The organism is Polaribacter sp. Z022, assembly GCF_023555495.1.
Taxonomy (GTDB): Bacteria; Bacteroidota; Bacteroidia; order Flavobacteriales; family Flavobacteriaceae; genus Polaribacter.
On sequence record NZ_JALCZO010000002.1, the window covers coordinates 482,045 to 504,166 of the forward strand.

The following is a 22,122-nucleotide window of genomic DNA, read 5'->3' on the forward strand; positions in this document are numbered from 1 at the left end:
TGTTTGGTTAAAACAAAAATAGGTAAAAGTTTCTAAAAAGAATCTTAACTATTGTTTCTGTTAGAAGAATCTCTAATTAAAAGCTCAACATCTAAAATAGTTTTAGTTAATTGTTGTTTTACAGTATTGTTTTTTATGTGTTGTAAAAATGCTATGGCTGCTTTTTTTCCAATATCTTTACTATGTTGTTCTATACTTGTTATAGATGGGGTAACCATAGAACTAAATGGTTCATTTCCAAAACCAACTAAAGCAATTTCATTAGGTATGTTTATGTTTTGTTCCTTTAAAACTTGTAGAGCACCTAATGCAGCATAATCTCCAGCAACATAAACTGCATCTGGTCTATTTTCTAAAGAAAGTAATTCTAACATTTTTTCTCTACCTGCATCAATTGTTAAATTACATTCAATTAAAAGTTCATCATTTAAGGGTAAATTATGTTTTTCTAAAGCATTAATATATCCTCTAATTCTATTGTTAAATATTCTAGTACGTTTAAAACCACCTATGTGTGCTATTCTTTTACAACCTTGACTAACTAAGTGGTTTACAATTAAATGACTGCTATTATAATCATCAATTCCTATATAATCTACGTTTAAATCATTTTCTCCACGATCAAAAAGTATTAAAGGAATTCCTTTCGATTTAATTTTTTCATAATACGATAAATCTACAGTTTCATTAGCCATAGAAGCTATAATACCATCAACTTGAGTATATAATAACGCATCAATACTATCACATTCTTTCTTATAAGATTCATTAGATTGCGTAATTATAATATTATATCCTTCTTTATTCAACACTTCTTCTAAATTCTGAAGTACAGAAGAAAAAAAGTTACTATTTGTTCTAGGAACAATAACACCCACTAATTTACTTTTTCCACTTCTTAAAGCACTAGCTAAATGATTTGGTTGATAATTTAAATTTTTAGCAACCTGTTTTACTGCAGTTTTAGTTTTTTCACTAATTCTTGAGTCGTTATGAAGTGCTTTAGATACTGCTGCTGGTGAAATGTTTAGAACATTTGCAATATCTTTTATTGTGGTTTTTTTTTTGATAATATTTTTTTTTATATCTTTGCTTAATCGTTAAAGCAAATATAGTGCGATATTTTTTATAATCAAAAGAAGATAGTCAAAATATAGTCTTTTGATTTTATTTTATCAAACCGCTTAAACGTTTAAGCAATTAACTAAAAATATTAAATAAGAATTAAAATGGGTAAAGTAGTAACTTTCGGAGAAATCATGTTAAGATTAGCTCCACAGGGATTTTTAAGATTTTCACAAGCTAACAATTTTGATGTTGTTTACGGTGGTGGAGAATCTAACGTAGCAGTTTCATTAGCAAATTACGGAGTAGATGTAGATTTCGTAACTCGTTTACCAAAGAATGATATTGGTGAGTGTGCAATGATGGAAATGCGTAAAAGAGGTGTAAACGTAGATAAAATTGTTTATGGAGGAGATCGTTTAGGTATCTATTTCTTAGAAACAGGAGCTGTATCTAGAGGTTCTAAAGTTGTTTACGATCGTGCTCATTCTTCAATTTCTGAAATAAAATCAGGAATGATTGATTGGGATGCTGTATTTGAAGGATGTGAGTTTTTTCACTGGACAGGTATTACACCAGCAATTTCTCAAGGAGCTGCAGATGTGTGTTTAGAAGCTGTAAAAGCTGCTAGCGCAAAAGGAATTACTATTTCTACAGATTTAAACTACCGTGCAAAATTATGGAATTTCTGTGACGCTGCTCATAGAGAGTCTATTATGACAGAATTAACTTCTTACTGTGATATTGTTTTAGGTAATGAAGAAGATGCTGAAATGCACTTTGGTATTAAACCAGAAGGAATTTCAGTTCAAACTGAAGGACATAATGTTAAAGCTGAAGCGTTTTTATCTGTTTGTGAGCAAATGATGAAAAAGTTTCCAAGAGCTAAAAAAGTAATTACTACTTTAAGAGGTTCTATTTCTGCATCTCATAATACTTGGGCAGGAGTTTTATATGATGGTAAAACTTTATTCCAAACTCGTCAATACCAAATTACTGATATCGTAGATAGAGTAGGTGGAGGAGATTCATTTATGGGAGGTTTAATCTATGGATTATTACAATTCCCAGAAGATGACCAAAATGCATTAGATTTTGCTGTTGCTGCATCTGCATTAAAACACACTATTAAAGGTGATGCTAACTTAGCAACTGTTGCTGAAGTAGAAAAACTAATGGGTGGTGATGCATCTGGAAGAGTAGCAAGATAAAATAACAAACAATTAAGTTTGTAAATAACCTACAAGGTTTAATGCTGATAATTCTATTAGCTTTTACCTTGTAGGTTTCATTAAATATTATAACCAATCCTTAAACATTAGTATTAAAATGAAAAAATCAATAGCCATAATGTGTGGTGGAGGTCCTGCTCCAGGTATAAATACAGTTATAAGTACTTTGGCCAAAACTTTTTTAAAAGATGGTTATAATGTTATTGGTGTTCATCATGGTTATAAAGGGTTACTTTCTGAGGACCCTTCAATAGTTTTTTTCGATTTTCATAGAGCAGACAGAATTTTTAGCCTTGGAGGATCTACTTTAATTATGAGTAGATTTAAGCCTAAAGACAGTGATTTTAAGGCAGACTTTTTTAAGAAACATAATGTAAAATTATTAGTTACAATAGGAGGAGATGATACAGCTTCTACAGCTAATAGATTAACTAAATATGTAAATAGTCAAGATTTAGATGTTGCTCATGTTCATGTACCAAAAACTATAGATAACGATTTACCATTACCTGATAGAAATCCAACTTTTGGGTTTCATACAGCAAAAGATGAAGGAGTTCGTATTGGGAATACAATTTATGAAGATGCAAGAACTAGTGAAAATTGGTTTGTAGTAGCAGCTATGGGACGTTCTGCAGGACATTTGGCTTTTGGTATTGCATCTGCATGTCATTATCAAATGATGATTATACCTGAAATGTTTAACAAAACAAAAATTACATTTGAGAAAATTATTAATATGATTATCTCATCTATTGTTAAATGTAAAATTCAAGGAATTGAATATGGTGTAGCTTTAGTTAGTGAAGGAGTATTTCACTTTATGGATGAAGATGAAATTATAAATTCTGGAATTAATTTTACTTATGATGATCATGGTCATCCAGAATTAGGAAACGTTAGTAAATCACATATATTTAATTATTTATTACAAATTAAGTTAAAAGAACTAGGATTAGAAATAAAATCTAGACCAGTTGAATTAGGATATGAATTAAGATGTTCTAAACCAATTGCATTTGACTTAACTTTATGTACTTTATTAGGTATAGGTGTAAAAAAATTATATGATGATGGTGTTTCAGGATGTATTGTAAGTGCTAATTCTAATGGAGATATAATGCCATTATATTTAAAAGATTTTGAAGACAATGAAGGAAAAATACCTCCTAGATTAGTTGATATAAATTCTGACATGGCACAATTGTTTATTAAAAACCTTTTTTACATTAAAGAAAAGGATTATAGTGAAGCAAAAAAATATTTACCAAACCCAGAAGCATACGATTTCAAAAAAATATTAAACTGGAATTAAAAATTAAATTAAATAATATTATGGCACAATTTTCAAGATTAGAAGTAGCACAAGTAATGAAAGAAACAGGAATGATTCCTTTATTTTTTCATAGTGATATAGAATTAAGTAAAAAAGTTTTAAAAGCATGTTATGATGGTGGGGCTCGTTTAATGGAGTTTACTGCACGTGGTGATTTTGCTCACGAAGTTTTTGGTGAATTAACTAAATATGCTATTGCTGAATTACCAGGAATGATTATGGGTGTTGGTTCTGTAACAGATGCAGGTGCAGCTTCATTATACATGGCTTTAGGAGCTAATTTTATTGTAACTCCTGTATTAAGAGAAGACATTGCTATTGCATGTAATCGTAAAAAAGTATTATGGTCTCCTGGATGTGGTACTTTAACAGAAATTACTAGAGCAGAAGAATTAGGATGTGAAATCGTAAAATTATTCCCTGGTGATATTTATGGTCCTCAATTTGTAAAAGGAGTTAAAGGTCCTCAACCTTGGACAAGTGTAATGCCAACTGGAGGTGTTGCACCAACTGAAGAAAACTTAAAAGGATGGTTTGATGCAGGTGTAACTTGTGTAGGTATGGGATCTAAATTAATTTCTAAAGAAATTATAGCTAACAAAGATTATGCAAAATTAGAGCAAGATGTAAAAGATGCTTTAGCAATTGTAAAAGCTGTTAGAAAATAAATAAGAGTAAATTAATTGAATAAAAAAACTCCAACTTTTTAAGTTGGAGTTTTTTATGTTTTATTTTTAAAGATTAATTAAATAAAGAAAGAGATATTTTAACTTTAGCAAACATTAGTTTTGTCATTTGTTATTCTAAAACAATTTTCTTTTCCTAAATAAAGAGGGTTTCCTTCTTCTTCAGACCAAAAACCTTCTAATATATCTTTAGTTAAACATTTATAAACAACTACACCTTTGTAAGTTTTATCTTCATAACCATAGTATTTAAAATTTATTACAAGGATATTGTTTTTAAAAAAACCTTCACCAAATTGTTCTTGGGTATTATTAATTATCCATTTGGCATTGATTCGGTTATTTTCATTTAAAGTTAAGTGCAGTTCTCCTTTATAAGAATCATTATTTTCATCTTGATTGTTACCAATAATAGAAAACTTACCAACTAAATCTTTAATAGTCATATGTACATTTAAAAATTAATTTTTAAATGTACTAAAAACGTTTTCCAATACCAATACCTATAGACCAAGTTCCAAAATTATGAGAACGATGGTCGTAAAAAACTGTTGGAGCTACATCCCAATGATTACCAAATTCAACTTCATATTCTATACCTGCTCTAATTATAAAAAGGTTTTCTGTTTTTTCATATTCTACTCCAGTACCCAATACTAAAATCCAATTTTCATCTAATTTATAAAGAGCATCAAAAGTTAATACAACAGGAAATTCTTTTTCAACAAATAATTGATGATCTTTTTCTATTTCAAATGTTTCTAATTCTAAATCATTATGGAAACCAAAACCCCATTTTTCATTAACCCAATATTCTAAATCTAAACCAATAGAAGGTACTATTACAGTTTTATCTCCTTCATTTGTAGCCATAGGTATATATGTATGACTAATTACAGGGCTTACTCTAAAATGTTTAAAATGATCGTGTTTGTTTTCTTGTGAAGATGCAATATAACTACACAGAATAAGTGAAGTTATAAGAATTATTTTTTTCAAAACTACTTAATTTGTTATTAATAAGCAGCAAATTTATGTTGACTTTTATCTAAGAAACATGACAAATGTTATTCTTTATTAAAAAGAAAAATTATCTTTTGTTTTTTTAATTTAAACACAATTATTTAAGGTTATAAAATTGGAATTATATATTTTAAAGACCATTTTTATATACCCAATGATCATTTTCTTTTATAAAAAAAGAAGTTTCATGTATAAAGTTTAATGATGTGTTTTCAAAAAAATAAGCTTTAAATTCAACTGAGTTTTCTGTTGATTTTAATATTTCTAATTTTACCCATTCAACAGATTTTGTCCAAGATAATATTTCTTTTTTTTCTAGTTTAGAAGGTCTTGTTAAACTATAATGACTTTTTTGTAAATAATTAATATTAGCTAAAACAAATGCACTATATCTAGATCTCATTAAAATTTCTGCAGTAGTTACAGAGTGTATATTCTGATGTGCTTTTTTACAACAATCTTCATAAAGTTTAGTAGGATTACAGGGACATTTCATTTTACTTTCCAATACAATATTTAACTATCCTTGATTTTAGTGGGTTTGAAGTGATAGGGCAACAAATAGGATACAAATTATACATATTAAAGGAAACTAAAGAATAAATAACAATAGATTAAAGAACAAATATAGCACAAAAAAAACCGCTCAAATGAGCGGTTTTTAAATACAGATAACAATTATTAATTAGCTAATCCAGAGCCTAAATAAGTACTATTTGAAACTATACTACCATCAGCAGAAATAAATGCAATAAATTGATGGATGGTATCTCCTGCATAAGAACTTGGTATTGAAACATTTTGTATTCCTGTAGTTCTATCAGCTCCATCTAAAATATATACTGATTCTTTTTTACTTGGGTTATATACTAAAACCATAGCTTTGTCATTAGTATTAGCATTTCCGTCAGTAGAGTTATCATCCCATGTGAAATTAACTTCACCTGGTGTAGTTAAATCAGTTGATCCATTTTGAGCACTTGATAAATTTCCTCTACTTAATAATGCTAAAGAATAATCTATTGTGAAGTTTGGAGCAGTACCACCAACTGCATTATTCAATACATAAGACATTGCTGCATTAAACTCAGTCTTTTTTGTTGCAAACGACTTATAGCCTAATTTAATGAACCCTAAATTTGGTTGTAAATATTCCAATGTAATAGAAAATCTATTACGTTGATTAACTTGTCCCTCTGTTCGAGGATTCCTAACACTTGAAGGTTTGATTCTTAAATAATCAATTCCTTTCCAATTTCCTCCGATAACGTTTCCAACCTTACCAGATAATCCACCTAAAATACCTTGTGAAATTTTTCCCATTTTACTTCGATTTAAATATTAATATACATTTGGAGTTGGTACGGATTTGGTTTTAACTTGTACCAACTATAGTAATATATCGCAAATTTTATGCAATAAAGAGCGTTTCATTTTTGTTGCCCTTTGTTGCCCTAATTTGCGTTTTTAAAGGCATTTTTGATATATGCTATTTTTAAAAGTGACATTTTTTTAATGACATTCTGTAACTCTTTTTCTTTTTTAGAAATTATACTGACAGCTTTTATATGCTTAATAATTTCTAAATCTTTACTTGATTCAAAACCTTTTAATAAAGTGTTTTTACAATCGTTTATAGAAATAAAAGGAATAACACTGCCTTTTAAATAATATGCATAAAATCCGCCTATTTGAAGCATCATAGATAAATGATATAGTGTGTTTTTATCTTCTTCATTTTTTAACATTATTACAAAACAATTAGGGCAGGGGAGATCTAATGGTTTTCCACTGTTTAATCCTTTGTTTAGTATAAAAAAGTGAGGGTTTGAGTAAGTGCGCCCAATCTGATGGGTCTTGATTTCAAAAGTTGACATAGGTATCCAATTAAAATTATGCTTCGCTGCGCTTCGCACATTTTTTTGGAAGTAAAAAGAGATATGCCTTAGACTAGTGCCTTTGGATAGGTTGTCAAGGTTTTTGGGTAAAAGTTTTTTGTGTTAGAAGGTAAAATGAAATTGAAAAAAATATTAGAAAAAGTTTTATTCAAAACCCTTAGGGCTTGACCATTACAGGCTTAAAGCGTTGGGTGATGCAAGGCACTTATATTTGCTATTTTTTATTTTACCGTTCTAAATGTTGTTATTTTAGGATTATTTTTTTTAGTGAAATGAAACAAACAAAGACTTGAGATAAGGAATACTTGGATATTTCGACTACGCTCAATACAGGCTTTAGCGATGGTTTTGTGCAGATGAATGAGATAAGAAATAATAAACTAAAAATGTTTTTTTAAAATTTAATATCTTTTCTATTGTGAGTTTACGCTCACATTCTTTTTCATAGCAATTTTTACCCACCTCTCATAGAAGTGGGTTTTCTATTTTAAAACAAACTTTTTTGAGTAGGAGTTTCTTCTATTATACTAGGTACATTTGTATTAATTTTATTTGAAAATAAATCTTGTGAAACTGGATAGGTTACTAATTCTTGATTTGTAAACGAATTTAATAGTCTTTTTACATTTTTTAAATCTGTTGCATTTAACCATTCCCAATAATTTGAGGGATCTAATATTAAAGGCATTCTATAACTCCCTAATTTATTTGGCTTATTGTGAATTTCCTTAAACATCTTATTTGCCTCTGTTGTTATAATAGAAGCTGAATAAATAGGTCTTTGTGAATTATCATCTAAAACAGAATAAATACCTGCAAAAGCGAGTAAATCGTGGTTCTTTTCCTTAAAATAGTAAGGCACTTTTCTTTTTACTCCCGAAATTGTATGTGGTTCAAATAAACCATCTGCAAAAATTAAACACCTCTGCCAATTTATAAACTGACTGTATAAATTACTATGAAATAGCCTTTCTTTAGTAGCGTTAAGAGTATTTGTCTTAATTAAAAAGTCTTTTCTTTTATTTATATCGTATTCAGTTGGCAGTAAACCCCAAGTTGCTAACTCCAATAACTCTGGGTCGTCTTGTTTTGCAATCACTAAATTTTTATTTTCCCATCCATTAAAATGAAAATAGGATTCAAAAGAATCGGGGTAATTAAAAATCATTTTAGACTTTTTCTCAATGTCTTCTTTTGATTTAGTTAAAGAAATATGCATACACATAGAAATACTTTTTATTTAAAGATACTATAAAAAAATAATATTAAATTACCTAGTGCGCTGGCAGAAGCGAAAATAAGTGTATGCCTTTTTATTTGTATTGTTCTTTTTTTATTATTGGTTTTGTTAAAAGCGGTTGCTATAAATTACCTTTTACCTAAAGTATTATTATATGTTATTACTAACTATTAATAAAACCAAATGAGCATCCGCTTTTAGTGAGACTAATTTACTTGTAATTATTTGACAAATAAACAGGTATATTCTTATTGGCTTTTCTTGATTTTATAGGTGCTTAGAAATTATTATAGATACTTCAACTTTATTATGATAGTTTACCTTGTTTTATGAAGACGATAAAAGCACTTATAAAAACAATGCAACAGTGTTAGAATCTTTATTAAATAACTATAGTATCCTATTATGTAACTACGTGAGCGTTGGATGAGCCGCTATTTTACATAATGGCGTTATAGACCAGAAATTAAATGAATGTGTATATAACTGCTCATTATGTAAATATAGCTTTGGAGAGTTTTGTGTTTTATGAAAACAATAGTAAAGATTGCTTTTTATAGTTGTGCAATGAATTTACGAATGAAACAAGCTGTAAAATGCAAGTACCACTAGAATATTAAAATGCTAAACTAGTATTGGAAAGCGGAACAATACAAAAGACAGAGGGTTTTGAGTCGTGAAAAAACTGGGTTTTGTGTTGTGCTTGATTATTAAAAACCAATACTAATATCAACAAGGAAAATTATACTTTAATTAGTGTAGCAATGTGTTTATCTAATAGTGTAGGACTCATTGTTACAATATTAACATCTTCAACCCAAAAATCTTTATCATCTGTAACTAAATAATATCCTTTTTTTTTGCAAAGATTAAAGTAATAATAATCGTTAAAATCTAAATTTTTTGGAGGGTCTTTAAGGATATGTTTAAATTTAAATGTAGAACCAAATTCATCATTAATTAAATCAATTGATGAATGGTAATTTTTTATTTCGTCACAAATCAAATTGTAAGCTATTTTATATTCTAATGAACATCTAAAAACATCTTTGTAGTAACTTTTTGAAGGTGTAAAATTTGGCTGTAATTGTTTTGTTTTTTTTAAGTGTTTAGCATAATAAACATCTCTAATAATTCTATTAATTACTTCTGAAATAACAAGAGCAGAAACAACAATCCTAACTTTTGTGTTCTTTAGTATTTTATCAAAAAATAAGAGATAATTTTTATCTTTATAAGATTGATTATTCTTTGGAACTAATATTTTTAGCCAAATATTTGCATCAAGGAAATAATTTTCACTGTTATTTATTGAATGAGAAGATGCTTTTGAATAATGAAAAGACATACTAGCTTTTAAAGAGATTGAAGAGCATTATCAACTAAAGCATCATACTCATCACCCATTAAAGCGTTCTCAATTACATCATTTACTTTGTACGAAAATAATTCTTTATCAGAAGGGTATTCAAATTTTAAATATTGAATTTCATTTGAATTATTAATTGCATAACAGCCAATTGACTCGTTTAAAAAAGCAGTAGAAATACGTTTTATACCAATAAAAGAAATGACAATCTCTGATGGCTTGTAGTTTTTGATAGCTTTATAAAGGGAAGAGCCATCAGTAAGATTTATTGCTAAATCTGATTTTATAATATCTAAAATATTGATATTCATATTGTAAAGTTACTAAAAAAATATTTTAATAAGGTGTGCAAAAGTATTTTAATTATAATTAAAAAACAAATTTAATATTGACCCAACATAAGGGGTTTGAAATGTAAATTTTTTTATTACAGCATTTTCTAATTCAGTACTCCAAAAAGTATCACCAGTAATTATCTGTAAATTACCTTTTGTTCGGTTAAAGTACGAATTTAAATCATATAAACCTAAACCGCCTGGAGAGCTTTTAGTTGTATTTCTTTTCTTTAAAGCCCATTTTATTGCATCGTAATCATTATTTATAACATTTTCTGTTCTTTCTTTTATTGCAGGTAAAAACCCAATACCTATATCTACCATCGAAAAAGTTAAGATTTTCTTTTCTGGATAATATTGACCACATACATAGAAGTCTTCGGTAGATTTTGAGTGAATTTGTATGTTACAAAAAACCTCAATAAGGGATTCTAAAATTTCGTCTTTTTCCTTTTCAGAAAAATTTGGCATACCTCTATGATTTAATAAGTCATTTTCGATATAATCAATAAAGCCAATTTTATCATTTGGAGAAATACTTTTATAATTAATGGTAGACTGCTGTTCATCAGCAATTTTAGTGCCATTCTTAAAAAAACCATTTCTAAATAAAACATCAAAATGCTCTCTTAAATAGTTTATGTCTGTTGAAAAAACTAAATTATTTTCTTTGTTTAGTTTAGTTAAAATACTTCCAAATAATGCGCTTAAATTGGCGTCAAACCAGTTTAAATGATAAAAGTCTAAATAAATAGTTTCGTTATAATAGTCTGAAGCTGACTTATAAAATTCAAATAATTTTTTTGTACCAGCGAAATTGGTACTTATATTTCCTGATAATTCATAAACAATCTTACTCTCCATATTAAATTACTTTCTCTTTAAACTTACTAAATATTTCATTTGCAATATTATTACTTTCTCTTAAACCATTATCATTAATAATATTTATAAAACCTAATTTACATTGATTCGTTTTATTTTCATTTGGAGTATGATGATAATTACCGAACTCACTATCTTTTTGATCTATTTTAGGGTATAGCAACATACTCTTTTCAGCTTTCCAATATAGATTGTAAGCAAACATTTGTTTTAAATCATCGTCAGATGGTTTGTAAGAACTTACTATTTTCCATTTTGTATCTATGATATAGGTTTCTTCATTATGTTTAATTACTATATCTGGTTTTATTCTTTTAGTTTCCCAAAACTGTGTTGAGTTTTGTGGAGATACATAATAATTTTTAGGCTTATGTTTCTGTAATATTCTATATACATATTCTTCCCATAATTTATTCATATCAAATAATAATGTTAACATATTATCATTACCAGAATTAAGATTAGGAGAATAATTTAATATTATCATTTTAGCAATATCAATTGCTTTGTTATAAGGTTGTGTTTTTCTATTTGGTATTATTTTTGAAAAATGAATACTATTAATATTTACTTCTTTAAAATCAGAAAAATGAAAAAGTATTCTATTTAATTTGTCTTTTAAAATCCCTGTAATAAAACTATCTAAAATTTGTAAGCCTTTAAATAATATTTGATGCAATAAGTGATCTTTATCATAGACTTGATGTTCACAATAAAAACGTTCTTTATGTATAATATTCTTTTGAATATTTTTTGTAAAAACTAACTTCCCTTTTAAAGCTAATTGATTTTCTTGAACTCTTCTATATTTTTTTATCAACCCTTTTTGAATGAGTTCTTCAATTTCATTTAAATACATTTCAAAATACACTTCTAAAATTGAGTTGTATCTCTTTTTTAAAGCAGTTTCAGATATATTATCTACATTGATATGTTTACATACTTTAAGCATATTTAATAAGACATTTTGCCAAGTCTTTTTTTGGGTTTCTGAATTGGAAGTATCTTTATCTGCTTTAGGTAGAATTTCAATTGTTAAACCGTTAATTTGTATTACACCAACATAACTATTGAATTTTATTCCTTTGTGAATTATTGTATAATATTTGTTATCGTTCTTTTCATTAAACTTTACCATAGCATTAAAATGACTTTCTGTAAAATCATTTTCTTTACTATCAAACTTTAATTTTTGATATTCAAAGACTTGTATGAGGTTTTTCTTACCCACAATTATTGATCATAAATTGAAGTAAAAGAACTTGCTTTCCAACTATCTTCATCTGTAAAAGCATATACCGCTTTCTCTCTTAAATTTTCAGCGTCTTCATATTTTTCTGTAAAGTTTTTAGCGAATGAAACTTTATCGCTTTCTTCTTTTAGTTTAATAAATTTGTCTCCTAATACTAAACCAATTTTTCCATAATCGCCAAAGAAATATTCTTCTAATAATGGTATTACTTTGTTTTTAAAAGTATCTTTTAAATCATCAAGAGTTTCAATGTTTAAAAAATATGAATGTCCTATTTTATGGTCTTTGTCTATTAGGATTTCTATTCTATCATTAATAGTTGTTAATAGTATTTCTAATTCTATCTCTTCAATTTTTTTACCCTCTAAAAGTGTTGAATTTGGAGCGACTTCTGTAAAAGAAAACCTTCTTCTTAAAGCTGTGTCTAATGCTTCTACACTTCTATCTGCAGTATTCATTGTACCTATAATGTAAAGATTTTTAGGTATGCCAAATTCATCTTTAGAATATGGAAGTTTTACAGTAATTGATTCTCTTGATTTTAACCTTTTATCTTCTTCAAGAAGCGTAATTAATTCACCAAAAATAGAAGAGATATTACCTCTGTTTATTTCATCAACAATTAAAACATAATTAGAATTCTTCTCCTCTGTATTTCTATTTGTAAACGTATTTTCTAAATAATCAATATTAATATCATCATTATTAAATTGATAAATAGTTTGTTGAGATATTTTTTTATCTACAAATAAACTTGGATTTGCATTTAAGTTTGTTGCAATCCATCTTACATTACGAAAATGATGATATGGAAAATCTGAAGATTCTTTATAATCATAATCACCTTCTATAACTCCAATTGCATCAATAATGTTATTTCCTAGAGAAACTAATACTACATCACCTTCTTTCATCCAATGTTTAAAAGCGTGTGTAGCTGTTAAACTATAGGAGGATTTTTCTACTTCTTCTGGAAATAAGTTTTGAAACTCTTTTTTGTAGTTTTTCCAATCTTTTGATGTAATTTTATTTAAATCATTATTACCTCCATAACCTAATGCAATTTGGTTGTTGTCTATACACCAATCGTGAACGTCTTTACGATTTTTACCACCCAAACTCATTTTAAAGTAATTACAGTTCTTAAAATCTACATTATTTAAGTTTGTTTTTATAGTACCTTCAACCCCTTTTGCTTTGTTAGACAAAAGTTTAAAAATACCATCTTCAACCTCATAAGTAACATTGTTGTTTTCTGTTTTTGGCTTTATGCCTTCAACAAAATCTTCATAACTCATAGATTGGTGAAATGTTGTAAAAACAATTTGACCTTGTTCAACCAACTCTTTATATCTATTATTTAAAGTTGTTCTACTTTTATGAGTTGTATTGTCAATAATCTTTATAGCTAATTCTTTTGTTTTGTAAGTTTTACCAGTTCCTGGAGGACCATATAGAATTTGATTTACTGGTGCTGAATTTAAATCTTGACTGTTAGCTAATTTTTCATTAAAAAATGGTATGAAATTAGAATACCCTTTTCCTTTGTGTTCAAAAGAAGTTCTTCTACCAAATTCAAACCTACTTACTTTTGATAATTCAATAAAGTTTTCTTGATTGAATGTTGAAATATTCTTTTTCTTTACATAATATTCTAAATATGCTACAAAATTAGTAGAGTATATATCTATTGTTGAATCAGCGTAACCATCTAAATATTCTATATATTCTTCTTTTAAAGATGAAATTGTATTCTCTTCCATTATATTGTTATTTTTTTGTTCTTCATTCCATAACCAAGCCTCGTAAGAGAGTTGATAAAAAGGTTTGTCTGTTTTTAATTGCAGTTGTTTTAAAATGTTTTTATAATCATCGAATGTTTTAAATTTAGGATTGATGCTAAATACACTTTTTAAATATGGTTTTGTTGGCCCATTTATTGGAAAGTATTTTATTGGATTTACATTAAATAAGGCTTCTGTTAGTTTTGTTATTGCAATACCTCTTATTTGTAGTAAGTCTTCAAAAGAATCATTATTAATTTCATCATTTAAAACTTGAAAGAAGAAAGACCATAAACGCTCAATTTCATTATTAACTCTTAATTCTTTGTAAGGAAACATCCATACTTTTTGAGCATTAGAAGAAGGAATTCCAAATTCATCTTTTGGATAATGAATATTTAATTGTTCTGAAATGTTTTGTAATATTTGTAATCTACGACTATCTCCATATTTATTTATGTAGCAGAAGAAAGTAAAAGGATCTATAACCTCTAAATCTATATCAACGTTATTAGCATCTCTATCTGAAAAACCAGTTACACCTGCATCTTTTAAAACCTCTATTAATTTAGGTTGTTCATTTTCTGTGTCTTTTAAATAATTAGCTATTGCCAAATGTGTTTTAACCCAAGTGAATTTATCTTCACTTTTATTTATTGTTCTTTCGTTTAAAAAAGCAAAGTAATTTTGTCTGCCTAAAATAGCTTGTGGAATTCCATTCCCATTCCTATCATTATATTCAAAAAAAGCTTCGTTTATGCTTCTGCTTTTACCGTAGATAATATAAGAAATATATGTTTTTATCTCATCAAAATTATTCTTATTAGGTAAGAATAAATCCTTTTCAAGAAAGAAATTGTCTATTTCATCTAATCTAAATTCTACACTTTTTATAGTGTCACCTAAATATTGCTTGTAAGAAGTTTGCCCTTTATCTAATAACCATTTCGCAAAATTTCTTTTAAGAGAATTAGTTTTTTTAATACACTCAAAACCTAAATTAGTTAGAAAAGTACGTGATTGAATAGAATTAAAATCATTAGAATTCAATTCTTCATTATTAACGTATTTATTTGCAATAGAAATTACATATTTAGGAGGGTATTCTTTATTACTGAACAATAAAGCATATTCTGTAGCATTTCTTCTTGAATTATAGATACCTTTATTATCTATTTCTTGTATGGCAGAAATTATATGTTCTTTATTAATATTATTAGGTATGTTACTCATAGCTGTCTAAATTTTTTTCTATTTCATCTTTATAAGTTTCCATAAACCAATCTAAAGTTTTATTCTTTTTCCCAAGTTCTCTTTGCAAGAAATTTTCGTGCTGCTTTATATCTATTTTCAAGGAGTTTAAGCTCTTTGTAATTGTTTCCCACTCCTTGGACTTCCAATAAATTTGTAAATTCTTTGGGAAGTCTTCTGGCATTGTTTTTAATTTCTCTTTCAAATTCTTTTCTAGCTGATTCTTCAATATTTCCTTCTTCCTTTCTAATTCGTTTTTTTTCTGATTCTGTATTTTCCAAGAATTCAGTTTCTTCTTGTTTAATTCTTTTAATTTCTGATTCTTCAAACTTGATTTTTCTTCCAAATCCTTTACAAATGGTTTCCTCAAGATCTCTTTCTTCTTTTCTAACTGCTTCAATTTTTGCTTCAATAAGGATGTCTTCAAATCTAAAGCTCTTTGAAACTTCTCTTGGTATATCATTGTACAATACTCCAAGTGATGAGATAGTGCTGTTTGTAGCAAATATTTCTCTATTAATGGAGTCTCGTATTGTTTCTTCAAGTTTGTCGACTTCTTCTTTTTCTCCTCTAATACGCCAGCTAAATTCATTTTGTACTCTTTCTCTAATTTTAGTCTCAAAGTCAATTGATTCTTGTTCAATTCTTCTAATTTCAACTTCTTCTGATTTGATATTTGCAATAATTTCTGCTCTAAACTCTTGGTCGACACTTGCGCTGTTGATAGCATCTTCAAGTCTTCTTTTTTTTGCAAAATATCTTTTTTCCAAATCTGCGTATTCTTTATTCTCTTTGTCTTCTTCGTTTGAATTTCTTCCAAGTGCGTCTCTTCTATTTGATTCTTCCAAATCTCCCAATCTCTGGTTTGCAGTTTCTGTATTTCTCTCAACCTTTTGTATTTGCTGGTTAAGTCCGAGTTCAATTGTTCTGTATTGTTCAGATTGTAAACTTCTTTTAATGCTACGTATGAGCCAATTAATTTCTGCTTGTCTACATTTGAAATCTTCTTCAAAAAAGATTCTTTCGTTATCGTTAATCTGTGGTAAGTCTTCTGTATCTTTTCTGAATACTGGAATGTACTCTCTGTTTGCTTCTTTTTCATTATAAACCCATTTATATGTTCTTGATGATTTTAATGCTTTTTCAATGTCTGCTTCAGATTTTCTTGGAATATTTATTTGAAGTGTATCAATACCTAATCTTGATAATTTTAAAAATTTATCTGGTTTTATTTTACTGTAAACAATAAATTCAATAAATAATATTGGTTTATTATCTTTATTAAAAAAAGTAACATCTGGTCTAATCAATAGATCTTTAGCAGTAATCGTAGGGTTTTTACCCCACTTAATTACACCATCTTCATTTTCGTAAAAGGATAATTCTGCTTTTGTATAAGTTGCTTCAATTTTCCTTTTACTTTCAATTTTCATTGGAAATAAATTCTCATCAGAACCTAAAGGAGGGTATTTATATATAGCAGGAGCATTTACGTATTTTAGTTCATTTAATATTGAACGTGCTATTATCTCACGATAAGTTTTACTTGCTCTTACACATTCAACTTTTTCCTTATTAACATCTGAAGCGTAATGACTAAAATAAGAAAGCCAATTAGGGTTTTTCTTTTGAATGTTAGCTACCATTTGTGCGTGACATCCTAAACACCTATATCCTTTTAAACCGCTTTCGGCTTCAGATATATGAATGTTTTTTTTGTGTTTTTTTGAATAAGCCCAATCACTTTTATAGTCTTCTTTTTTTTCTTTTGCCATAGCAGTAGCAATTTTTTTTTATTTTAATTTATAAGAGATTGCTTCGTCCTTTGTCCTCGCAATGACTTTTGTTTGTCTAATTGTATTTGAGATTGCTTTGTCCTTTGTCCTCGCAATGACTTATTTAATGGTAATGACATTAAGAATTCTCAACAACTTTAATTTAACTCAGATCTTCTTCTTGTAAGTTGATATAACTTTTTAATACTGAAGTTTGATATAATGACATATTCTAATTAGCAATTTTTAGAAATATAAAAGTATAAATATTAATTGATTTTTTTAAAGAAACCATAGTTTATCTTTTGCGTGATCTGGTATATTTCCTTGAAAACGTGGGGCTATTTGTGCTACCATTTCTGGGTATTTTATTGTGATAGGTACGTTTTGCTGCCTTAATGATTTCCAATACAATCTGCTGAATTGATATACTTGTGTTAGTAATTCTAAAGTGATGTTTGCATCTTCAAATGCGTCTTTGTCTGGACTTGATATACCTATTTTAATAGGGAAGGGGTAACCTTCTGATGCTGAATATTTATTATGATTGCTATATCTTGCATTGTTGAATAGCAAGAATTTATTATAACCTATTCTAATATAAGACCCGCTTTTTGGCATTAACTCCTGCCAATCTTTGTCATATGCAATGATGTCTTGTGCTTCTGTTTTATTTATGTTTAAAATATATAATGGTATGTTTAAACCGAGTTTTTGCATTCCTTCTTTTATGGGTTTTATTTCTTTATCACTCATGTCTTTATAGAAATGTATTACTACTTTATGGGGTTCTATTTGTGCCGAAAATTCTCTTATTTTTCTACAAATGCTCCCTGCTAAATCTAGATTGTTGTTTTCTGAGAAATAATCGAAGCCTCTAAAGAGTCCGTTGTTTTGAAAACTAAAAGCACTTGCAATGTATCTTCTGTTTTCATCTTGAAACATAAATGCACCTACACCAATTACGAGTTCTTTTTTTTCGGTTACTGCTAATTTCCAGGGAACACCTCCTAATTTTGCATGCATTGCTAAAGATATGTTGTGTAATGTATATTGATAACTATTTGGTTTGTTTACCTCTTTTTGCATTTTATTATAATCTATTGCTTGCGTAACAATGCTCTCATTGAGTAAAAGTTCTTTTACTTTTATATAGACCATTCTATCTTCTTTGTTGGGGGTAAACTTATCAAACGGACTGATATAAAAAACTGCATATTGCACATTGTCATGGTCAAATTCCATTTGCTCTAATTGTTTTATGATTTCTGGAATTGGGTTTGAACTATTTTGATACTCGATAAAATGCTCGTTAGACAGTTTTACTTTTATATTGATATACTTTTCTAAGCCTTGGTAGTAGGTTTTATTACCCGTACCTTTTGTTAAATAATTATAGAGAATTTTTATTTTTTCTTGATGACTTTTATGATGAATGAAAAAGAATTTGATGTTTGGTTTTTCTGGTCTGCGATAAGGTTTGAATTTTCCTAATTCTTTTTTTGGAAATAGTCCTTTGTTTTTATTGGCATATTCTAAGGCTCCTTTTTGAGCATTTATACCATTTAAAAGTTTTGTAGGCACTTTTAAAAAATCGTTACCGTATATAGGAATGATTTCTTTAAATTGATCTGTAAGTATGTAAGCTTTTGCAAACGAGGTAATATTCTCTAAATATTTACGATATCTATTACTACGCTCAGGTTTGGAATCTGGTATATTGTAAATTTTTGCTAACTCTCTACGCAATAAAGGGAAAGCTTTGTTAAACTCTAAACTGTTGTAAAAGTCTTGTTTGTTAGGGTCGTTTAATTTTTGATAATTGAAAACCGAATTTTTATATACTGTTCTTTTTATTAAAGTAGTGTCTTCTATTTCTGAAATAGGGATGTTCATTACTTTAGCAATGCCATCAAAAGAAATCATTAATTCTGGATGCTTAGAAACTTTCGCAAATTGAATTTTTAGTGAAAATTTATAATACTGTTGGTATAAAGCATTTGTTGCTTTTTTTGCAGGTAACCATACTTGAGTATCTCTGATGAAATTTTTAGTAACAACGAACCCTTTTTCTTTAAAATAGCTTCTTATTTGGTGTTTTAAGAACTGCTTATAAATGAGCAAGTCTTTCTTATACATTTCTATTTCTATAGCAATAGCCCCTTTTGTTTGAGTTGTAAAGGTTGTATAAATATGCTCTGTTTCTGTATTATTTAATTCAGGAAATGCATTTAAAATTTTTGAAGACCATTTGTATTTATGAATGGGATGGCTGTTTAACGTTTCTTGTATTGTAAAATAGAAGATTGGTTGTTTTTTAGGCCAATTGAAAGATAAGATATTAAAGGATAGATTTTTTGACATGCAGTGTTTTTTTTCTTGTTCATATGTTTTTTTTGAGAGGGTATAGCAGCCCTATTTACTATAAAAGGTTTTTTAAAACGCTTATTAATAGCTTGTTGCTTAATTGTTTCAAATATACTTATTTACAATAGTAATGGGTAGGATCGAATAAATTAAAAGTAAAAGCGGTTTATATTACCACTTATCTTTAAATAAGGTCACTTATTACTTAGGTTAGTTGTTAGGTCTTTTTTTGCATTTTCTTTGTGGTTGTTGAACAAAAAATTAAAAACAAAAATTAATACAAAAAAAATGAAAAAAATTACAATTTTAGTGTTTTGCTTTTTTTCCATAATATCTATGGCGCAAAACAAAGAAACAACTTACAGTAAATGGTTGTTTAAAGTAGGAGCAAATATTGTGGATAATTCTGGAGATACGAACCCTTTTAACGGTTTTGAATTGAAGAAGATGGGTTTTTCTAACAATATTGCTGGAGGCTTGGAGTATCGTTTTCATAAACATTGGTCTGCAGGATTATTTTTAAGCATCAATAAATTTAAAGCACCTGATGCTGAATTAGATGGTGAATTTATTACTATGGATTTGGATTATTTTGCCACAGACTTGAGTATGAAATATTATTTAAGAAGTGCAACCAATGAATTAAATAGGTTTAATATGTATTTATCAGGTGGTGTAGGTATGTTTAAAATAGTAGATAATACGCTGTCTTTAAATTTTGGAGGAGGATTGGTGTATTGGTTAAACGATTCTTTTGGTGTTACTTTAGAAAGTGTAGCGAAATTTACTACAGAAAATGATGTACAATATGATTCTAATCATTTTCAGCATTTTGCGGGAATTACTTTTAGACTTGGAAAAAAAGACAGCGATAAAGATGGAGTGGTAGATAAAGAAGATGCATGCCCAAATACTTTTGGGTTGGTAGCATTTAAAGGATGCCCTGATGCTGATAATGATGGTATTAAAGATTCTGAAGATGCTTGCCCAAATGTTGCAGGTTTAAAGGCGTTTAATGGTTGTCCAGATACTGATAAAGATGGTGTAATAGACTCTTTAGATAATTGTAAAAACACATTTGGCCCAAAAGAAAATAATGGTTGTCCTTATAAAGATACTGATAAGGATGGTGTGTTAGACAAAGATGATGCTTGTCCTGAAGTAATAGGAGATTTAAGTTATAAAGGATGCCCTAAACCTAAAGAAATTGTAGTGGAAAAAGAAGAAAACTTAAATGCAATTAATACCCTTTTAGAGGATTATGCCCAAGTAGTATTATTTGAAACCGGGAAATTTGAATTTACCAAAGAAACTTTATTGATATTGGAAGAAGTAATTACTGTGCTAAAACCTTACCCAAATGCCATTATTATAGTTGAAGGACATACAGATAATGTGGGTGCTGCACATGTAAATAAAGTACTTTCCCAAAAAAGAGCAGATGCTATAAAAGCCTATTTGGTTAAAAATAGCAGTATAGAAAGCAACAAGATACAAGCAATTGGTTATGGAGAAACTCAACCAATAAATGCTAATGTAACAAGAGCACAAAGAAAATTAAATAGGAGAGTAGTTTTAAAAGTTCAATAATATCAAAATTCCTATTGTTAAGCACCATTTTCTTAATGTAAAGAAGATGGTGTTCTTATTGTTGTGTTTTTAGCTGTATTTTAAAGTGACCTCCTTTTTGGATGGTTGGCTTTTTGGTTTTTAGAACTTTTGTAAAAAGCCCCTAATAAGTATCCTTTTTAAAATAAAAAATTATCTAAGACTCGAATAATATGCCTGAAAAAATTAAAGCCTTAATTGTTGAAGACGATGCTGTAAGTATAAGGCTTCTAACCCTTTTATTGAATAAGTATTGTGAAGAGATTGAAATTATAGGAGAAGCCAAAAATTCTATAGAGTTTATAGATAGGCTTTTAGCTTTAAAACCAGATCTTCTTTTTTTAGATATTGATATTGGAGAGAAAAGAAACACCTTAGAAATTTTACATGAAATAGGTGAAATAGATTGCGAAATTATTATTACCAGTTCACATAAAGATTATGCTATAAAAGCCATTAATGAATATCATGTATCTAGTTATATTGTAAAACCCATTAGTACTATAAAGTTGAAAAAAGCAGTAGAAACTGTTATAAAAAACCTACAGTATAAAAAAGCATTTTCTGAAAGACTGCAAAATATTGAGCCACTAGATAGTATTATTGCTTTGCCTAACCTAAATTCTGTAAATCTTGTTGACGCTAAAGATGTTTTGTATTTAGAAGCCGATGGGAAATATACTGTTTTTCATTTAGTGAAAGATACAAGTATAGTTGTGTCTAAAAATATTGGACATTATGAAACTTATTTGCCTAAGCATTTATTTTTTAGAATACACCATAAATATATTGTGAATCTTAAAAAGGTAATTAGTATTCAAAGAACCGATGGCGATTATTGTATGTTGAAAAACGGAAAATCTTTGTCTATTGCCAAAAGAAGGATAGACAATCTTAGGAAATTTTTGCATTTAAAATAAATTTTTTACTCAGACCTATCTGTGTTTGTTGGTTGTTAAAAATTACATTACAAAAAACATTTATTGCTTAAAATGATTCATTAATTCTCTTTTACA

General features: G+C 28.0%; 19 protein-coding genes. 5 read left to right on the top strand and 14 right to left on the bottom strand.

Features of this window, described 5'->3' with window-relative positions; translation table 11 throughout:
• Positions 1-44: 44 nt before the first annotated feature.
• The gene (locus MPF13_RS05885) at positions 45-1,073 is read right to left on the bottom strand and encodes a LacI family DNA-binding transcriptional regulator (protein WP_249981607.1); all 1,029 of its coding nucleotides are present in this window, start codon (positions 1,071-1,073) and stop codon (positions 45-47) included.
• 156 nt (positions 1,074-1,229) lie between these two features.
• Here MPF13_RS05885 and MPF13_RS05890 point away from each other — a divergent pair, with 156 nt between their 5' ends.
• The 3 genes from MPF13_RS05890 to MPF13_RS05900 all read left to right on the top strand — a co-directional run bounded on the left by MPF13_RS05890 (position 1,230) and on the right by MPF13_RS05900 (position 4,301).
• The gene (locus MPF13_RS05890) at positions 1,230-2,276 is read left to right on the top strand and encodes a sugar kinase (protein ID WP_249981404.1); all 1,047 of its coding nucleotides are present in this window, start codon (positions 1,230-1,232) and stop codon (positions 2,274-2,276) included.
• A gap of 118 nt (positions 2,277-2,394) precedes the next feature.
• Positions 2,395-3,612, top strand: a complete 1,218-nt coding sequence (locus tag MPF13_RS05895; protein ID WP_249981405.1) for a 6-phosphofructokinase — start codon at positions 2,395-2,397, stop codon at positions 3,610-3,612.
• Positions 3,613-3,632: 20 nt separating this feature from the next.
• On the top strand, positions 3,633-4,301 hold the full coding sequence (locus MPF13_RS05900; protein ID WP_249981406.1) for a bifunctional 4-hydroxy-2-oxoglutarate aldolase/2-dehydro-3-deoxy-phosphogluconate aldolase: 669 nt from the start codon (positions 3,633-3,635) through the stop codon (positions 4,299-4,301).
• Between the two features lie 104 nt (positions 4,302-4,405).
• On the opposite strand, the gene MPF13_RS05905 is transcribed toward MPF13_RS05900, so the two are convergent.
• The 13 genes from MPF13_RS05905 to MPF13_RS05965 all read right to left on the bottom strand — a co-directional run bounded on the left by MPF13_RS05905 (position 4,406) and on the right by MPF13_RS05965 (position 19,495).
• On the bottom strand, positions 4,406-4,765 hold the full coding sequence (locus MPF13_RS05905; protein ID WP_249981407.1) for a hypothetical protein: 360 nt from the start codon (positions 4,763-4,765) through the stop codon (positions 4,406-4,408).
• Positions 4,766-4,796: 31 nt separating this feature from the next.
• Positions 4,797-5,318, bottom strand: coding sequence for a hypothetical protein (locus MPF13_RS05910; RefSeq protein WP_249981408.1), 522 nt, complete (start codon positions 5,316-5,318; stop codon positions 4,797-4,799).
• 154 nt (positions 5,319-5,472) lie between these two features.
• Positions 5,473-5,838, bottom strand: a complete 366-nt coding sequence (locus MPF13_RS05915) for a YchJ family protein (RefSeq protein WP_249981409.1) — start codon at positions 5,836-5,838, stop codon at positions 5,473-5,475.
• 185 nt (positions 5,839-6,023) lie between these two features.
• Positions 6,024-6,665, bottom strand: coding sequence for a DUF6266 family protein (locus MPF13_RS05920; RefSeq protein WP_249981410.1), 642 nt, complete (start codon positions 6,663-6,665; stop codon positions 6,024-6,026).
• 131 nt (positions 6,666-6,796) lie between these two features.
• Positions 6,797-7,219: a DUF6943 family protein gene (locus tag MPF13_RS05925; protein ID WP_249981411.1), complete on the bottom strand. Its 423-nt coding sequence runs from the start codon at positions 7,217-7,219 to the stop codon at positions 6,797-6,799.
• Between the two features lie 508 nt (positions 7,220-7,727).
• The gene (locus MPF13_RS05930; protein ID WP_249981412.1) at positions 7,728-8,459 is read right to left on the bottom strand and encodes an SOS response-associated peptidase; all 732 of its coding nucleotides are present in this window, start codon (positions 8,457-8,459) and stop codon (positions 7,728-7,730) included.
• Between the two features lie 763 nt (positions 8,460-9,222).
• Positions 9,223-9,828, bottom strand: coding sequence for a PIN domain-containing protein (locus MPF13_RS05935; RefSeq protein ID WP_249981413.1), 606 nt, complete (start codon positions 9,826-9,828; stop codon positions 9,223-9,225).
• An 8-nt stretch (positions 9,829-9,836) separates the two neighbouring features.
• The gene (locus MPF13_RS05940; RefSeq protein WP_249981414.1) at positions 9,837-10,160 is read right to left on the bottom strand and encodes an STAS-like domain-containing protein; all 324 of its coding nucleotides are present in this window, start codon (positions 10,158-10,160) and stop codon (positions 9,837-9,839) included.
• A 48-nt stretch (positions 10,161-10,208) separates the two neighbouring features.
• Positions 10,209-11,048: a hypothetical protein gene (locus MPF13_RS05945; RefSeq protein WP_249981415.1), complete on the bottom strand. Its 840-nt coding sequence runs from the start codon at positions 11,046-11,048 to the stop codon at positions 10,209-10,211.
• 1 nt (position 11,049) lies between these two features.
• Entirely contained in the window at positions 11,050-12,300 is a 1,251-nt protein-coding gene (locus MPF13_RS05950) for an McrC family protein (protein WP_249981416.1), read from the bottom strand.
• Between the two features lie 2 nt (positions 12,301-12,302).
• Positions 12,303-15,338: a DUF8426 domain-containing protein gene (locus MPF13_RS05955; protein WP_249981417.1), complete on the bottom strand. Its 3,036-nt coding sequence runs from the start codon at positions 15,336-15,338 to the stop codon at positions 12,303-12,305.
• A 59-nt stretch (positions 15,339-15,397) separates the two neighbouring features.
• Positions 15,398-17,131, bottom strand: coding sequence for a hypothetical protein (locus MPF13_RS05960; protein ID WP_249981418.1), 1,734 nt, complete (start codon positions 17,129-17,131; stop codon positions 15,398-15,400).
• 282 nt (positions 17,132-17,413) lie between these two features.
• Positions 17,414-19,495, bottom strand: a complete 2,082-nt coding sequence (locus MPF13_RS05965) for a Piwi domain-containing protein (protein ID WP_249981419.1) — start codon at positions 19,493-19,495, stop codon at positions 17,414-17,416.
• A gap of 291 nt (positions 19,496-19,786) precedes the next feature.
• On the opposite strand from MPF13_RS05965, the gene MPF13_RS05970 reads away from it, so the two are divergent.
• Positions 19,787-21,088 (top strand): OmpA family protein, encoded by a 1,302-nt coding sequence (locus MPF13_RS05970; RefSeq protein WP_249981420.1) that lies wholly within the window; start codon positions 19,787-19,789, stop codon positions 21,086-21,088.
• Between the two features lie 191 nt (positions 21,089-21,279).
• Positions 21,280-22,026: a LytR/AlgR family response regulator transcription factor gene (locus MPF13_RS05975; RefSeq protein ID WP_249981421.1), complete on the top strand. Its 747-nt coding sequence runs from the start codon at positions 21,280-21,282 to the stop codon at positions 22,024-22,026.
• Positions 22,027-22,122 lie beyond the last annotated feature (96 nt).

What these genes read in the sequence shown, in the direction of transcription:
- MPF13_RS05890 (WP_249981404.1), top strand. Translation starts at nt 1,230, where the DNA reads ATGGGTAAAGTAGTAACTTTCGGAGAAATCATGTTAAGATTAGCTCCA.
- MPF13_RS05895 (WP_249981405.1), top strand. Translation starts at nt 2,395, where the DNA reads ATGAAAAAATCAATAGCCATAATGTGTGGTGGAGGTCCTGCTCCAGGT.
- MPF13_RS05900 (WP_249981406.1), top strand. Translation starts at nt 3,633, where the DNA reads ATGGCACAATTTTCAAGATTAGAAGTAGCACAAGTAATGAAAGAAACA.
- MPF13_RS05905 (WP_249981407.1), bottom strand. Translation starts at nt 4,765, where the DNA reads ATGACTATTAAAGATTTAGTTGGTAAGTTTTCTATTATTGGTAACAAT.
- MPF13_RS05915 (WP_249981409.1), bottom strand. Translation starts at nt 5,838, where the DNA reads ATGAAATGTCCCTGTAATCCTACTAAACTTTATGAAGATTGTTGTAAA.
- MPF13_RS05920 (WP_249981410.1), bottom strand. Translation starts at nt 6,665, where the DNA reads ATGGGAAAAATTTCACAAGGTATTTTAGGTGGATTATCTGGTAAGGTT.
- MPF13_RS05925 (WP_249981411.1), bottom strand. Translation starts at nt 7,219, where the DNA reads ATGTCAACTTTTGAAATCAAGACCCATCAGATTGGGCGCACTTACTCA.
- MPF13_RS05930 (WP_249981412.1), bottom strand. Translation starts at nt 8,459, where the DNA reads ATGCATATTTCTTTAACTAAATCAAAAGAAGACATTGAGAAAAAGTCT.
- MPF13_RS05935 (WP_249981413.1), bottom strand. Translation starts at nt 9,828, where the DNA reads ATGTCTTTTCATTATTCAAAAGCATCTTCTCATTCAATAAATAACAGT.
- MPF13_RS05940 (WP_249981414.1), bottom strand. Translation starts at nt 10,160, where the DNA reads ATGAATATCAATATTTTAGATATTATAAAATCAGATTTAGCAATAAAT.
- MPF13_RS05945 (WP_249981415.1), bottom strand. Translation starts at nt 11,048, where the DNA reads ATGGAGAGTAAGATTGTTTATGAATTATCAGGAAATATAAGTACCAAT.
- MPF13_RS05955 (WP_249981417.1), bottom strand. Translation starts at nt 15,338, where the DNA reads ATGAGTAACATACCTAATAATATTAATAAAGAACATATAATTTCTGCC.
- MPF13_RS05960 (WP_249981418.1), bottom strand. Translation starts at nt 17,131, where the DNA reads ATGGCAAAAGAAAAAAAAGAAGACTATAAAAGTGATTGGGCTTATTCA.
- MPF13_RS05965 (WP_249981419.1), bottom strand. Translation starts at nt 19,495, where the DNA reads ATGTCAAAAAATCTATCCTTTAATATCTTATCTTTCAATTGGCCTAAA.
- MPF13_RS05970 (WP_249981420.1), top strand. Translation starts at nt 19,787, where the DNA reads ATGAAAAAAATTACAATTTTAGTGTTTTGCTTTTTTTCCATAATATCT.
- MPF13_RS05975 (WP_249981421.1), top strand. Translation starts at nt 21,280, where the DNA reads ATGCCTGAAAAAATTAAAGCCTTAATTGTTGAAGACGATGCTGTAAGT.